Source organism: Rhabdaerophilum sp. (assembly GCF_046092605.1).
GTDB lineage: Bacteria > Pseudomonadota > Alphaproteobacteria > Rhizobiales > Beijerinckiaceae > Rhabdaerophilum.
Map to the genome: position 1 here is coordinate 1 of NZ_JBJTDY010000110.1, position 3,157 is coordinate 3,157.

Annotated in this window: 2 protein-coding genes and 1 pseudogene; 1 reads left to right on the forward strand and 2 read right to left on the reverse strand. The window is 63.9% G+C overall.

Annotation, left to right across the window (positions count from 1 at the left end; translation table 11 throughout):
• The first annotated feature begins 84 nt into the window (after window positions 1-84).
• Window positions 85-2,241: a polyribonucleotide nucleotidyltransferase gene (gene pnp, locus ACKODO_RS08690; RefSeq protein ID WP_408983046.1), complete on the forward strand. Its 2,157-nt coding sequence runs from the start codon at window positions 85-87 to the stop codon at window positions 2,239-2,241.
• A gap of 102 nt (window positions 2,242-2,343) precedes the next feature.
• Here pnp and ACKODO_RS08695 read toward each other — a convergent pair whose 3' ends face one another.
• Together ACKODO_RS08695 and ACKODO_RS08700 are read right to left on the reverse strand one after the other, a co-directional pair.
• Complete coding sequence (locus ACKODO_RS08695) at window positions 2,344-2,922, reverse strand: cysteine hydrolase family protein (RefSeq protein ID WP_408983047.1); 579 nt, start codon at window positions 2,920-2,922, stop codon at window positions 2,344-2,346.
• Between the two features lie 27 nt (window positions 2,923-2,949).
• Window positions 2,950-3,157: pseudogene (locus tag ACKODO_RS08700) on the reverse strand (glucose-6-phosphate isomerase); the annotation flags it as partial.

Genomic DNA, 3,157 nt, shown 5'->3' on the forward strand with positions numbered 1-3,157 from the left:
GGGCGATCCCCATCGCCTCGGCCGTTTTGCGCATAACCCGCTATGCCGCCCGGAGGGTCCGGCGCGGCCACGACAGGACAAGACATGTTCGATATTCAACGCAAGACCATCACCTGGGCCGGCCGCAAGCTGACGCTCGAAACCGGTCGCATCGCCCGCCAGGCGGATGGCGCCGTGCTCGCCACCTATGGCGAGACCACCGTGCTCGCCACCGTCGTCTCGGCCAAGGAGCCGAAGCCGGGCGTGGATTTCTTTCCGCTCACCGTGAACTACCAGGAAAAGACCTTCGCCGCGGGGCGCATCCCCGGCGGCTATTTCAAGCGTGAGGGACGCCCCAGCGAGCGCGAGACGCTGGTCTCCCGCCTGATCGATCGCCCGATCCGCCCGCTCTTCGTCGACGGTTACCGCAACGATACGCAGGTGATCGTGACGGTTCTCAGCCACGATCTCGAGAATGATCCGGATATCGTTGCGATGGTCGCGGCCTCGGCCGCGCTGACGCTCTCCGGCGTGCCCTTCATGGGCCCGGTTGGCGCGGCGCGTGTCGCCTATATCAACGGCGAATACGTGCTCAACCCCACGCTGGAGCAGATGAAAGAGACGAAGCTCGATCTCGTCGTCGCCGGCACGGCCGATGCGGTGCTGATGGTCGAATCCGAAGCGCATGAACTGCCCGAGGACGTGATGCTCGGCGCGGTGGTCGCGGGCCAGAAGGGCTGGCAGCCGGTGATCGAGATGATCATCGCGCTGGCCGAGCGCGCCGCGAAGGAGCCCCGTCATTTCGAGCCGGCCGATCTCTCTCCCATCGAGAAGGCGATGCTCGCCATTGCCGAGACCGATCTGCGCGAGGCCTACAGGATCGTCGACAAGCAGAAGCGCAATGCGGCCGTCGATGCCGTGAAGGCCAAGGTGATGACCGCTCTGTTCCCGGAAGGCGAGGAGCCGAAATTCGACAAGGAGCAGGTGAAGGTCGTCTTCAAGGAGCTTCAGGCGAAGATCGTTCGCTGGAACATCCTCGACACCAGGAGCCGCATCGATGGCCGCGGCCTCGAAGATGTCCGCAACATCGTCTCGGAAGTGGGCCTGCTGCCCCGCACCCATGGCTCGGCGCTCTTCACGCGCGGCGAGACACAGGCGCTGGTCGTGGCCACACTCGGCACCGGTGATGACGAGCAGATGATCGACGATCTCGAGGGCACCCGCCATGAGCGCTTCATGCTGCACTACAATTTCCCGCCCTATTCCGTGGGCGAGACGGGCCGCATGGGCTCCCCGGGCCGCCGTGAAATCGGCCACGGCAAGCTCGCCTGGCGCGCGGTGCGTCCGATGCTGCCGGCGCCGCATGAATTCCCCTACACGATCCGCGTGGTCTCCGAGATCACCGAATCGAACGGCTCCTCCTCGATGGCGACCGTCTGCGGTGCCTCGCTTTCGATGATGGATGCCGGCGTGCCGCTGAAGTCGCCGGTGGCGGGCATCGCCATGGGTCTCATCCTCGAGGGTGATCGCTATGCGGTTCTCTCGGACATTCTGGGCGACGAGGATCACCTCGGCGACATGGATTTCAAGGTGGCCGGCACGGCGAATGGCATCACCTCGCTGCAGATGGACATCAAGATCGCGGGCATCACCGAGGAGATCATGAAGGTCGCGCTGCATCAGGCGAAGGGCGGCCGGATGCATATCCTCGGCAAGATGGCCGAGGCGCTCAATGCGCCGCGCGGCGAACTCGGCCAATATGCGCCGCGCATCGAAACCATCAAGATCAACCCCGACAAGATCCGCGAAGTGATCGGCTCCGGCGGCAAGGTGATCCGCGAGATCACCGAGAAGACCGGCACGAAGATCGACATCTCGGATGACGGCACCATCAAGGTCGCCTCGTCGGATGGCGAGAAGATCAAGGCCGCGCTGAACTGGATCAAGGGCATCGCTTCCGAGCCGGAAGTGGGCCAGATCTACGAAGGCACGGTGGTGAAGGTGATGGAATTCGGTGCCTTCGTGAACTTCTTCGGCTCCAAGGACGGCCTCGTCCACATCTCGCAGCTCGCACCCCGCAAGGTCGCGAATGTGAAGGACGTGGTGAAGGAAGGCGACAAGGTGAAGGTGAAGCTGATGGGCTTCGATGATCGCGGCAAGACCAAGCTGTCGATGAAGGTCGTCGACCAGGCGACCGGCGAAGACCTCGAGGCCAAGCAGAAGGCCGAGCGCGACGCCAACAAGGGCGGCGACGAGGACTGATCCTTCCGCTTGCCATCACCGGGTTTGACCCGGTGATCCAGCCTCTGGAAACACGAAAGCCGCGGGAAACCGCGGCTTTTTTGTTGCGCGAGGCTTTCGGCGTCAGGCTGCCTGAGGTTGGTCCACCGCCTTGAGGATCGCGGCGGTCGTCACCGCGGTCGCGAATTCCGCGCCCAAAGTCGCCACATGCGCCCGGTGGATCGCATCGGCCGGGATGACCGTGCCGTCGAGATCCTTCTGGTCGAAGCAGAAGCACGCATCGGCGGCGAGGATCATGCGCCAGCCCATATTCGCGCCGGTCCGCACGCTGGTCGAAACGCACATGTCGGTCGAGATTCCGAAAACCACCACAGCGTCCGCTCCGATCCGCTTGAGCCGGAGATCGAGATCCGTGCCGATGAAGGCGGAATTGACCGATTTCGTGACCAGCGGCTCGCCCTCGCGCGGCACGAAACCGGGGCGGAAAGTGTGGCCGGGCGTCCCCGGCGTCAGGGTCGAGCCGGGCTCCACCGAATCATGGCGGACATGGATGATCGGCCAGCCCTTGCGGCGCCAGGCCGCGAGAAGGGCGAGCCCATTCTCGTCCGAGGCCGGATTGTTGCGGGGTGGCCAGGGCGCTCTGTCAAACGCCAACTGGAGGTCGACGGGAAGAAGAACGGTGCGAGAGCCGAGTTTCAGCATGGGGTTTCCTCATTCGTGTGGCTCCCTTCATTCCCCTCGGACCCTTCTTACCAATCCAGCAGTTGAACCGTCCAGTGCTTCCAGCCCCTCGCCGGTTTTTACCGGACCCTCGAGCTTCGTCGCGAGTTCTTTCCCCAGCTCCACCCCCCATTGGTCATAGGCATTGATGTTCCAGATCGCGGCCTCGACGAAGACGCGATGCTCGTAGAGCGCGATGAGCTGTCCCAGCACGAAG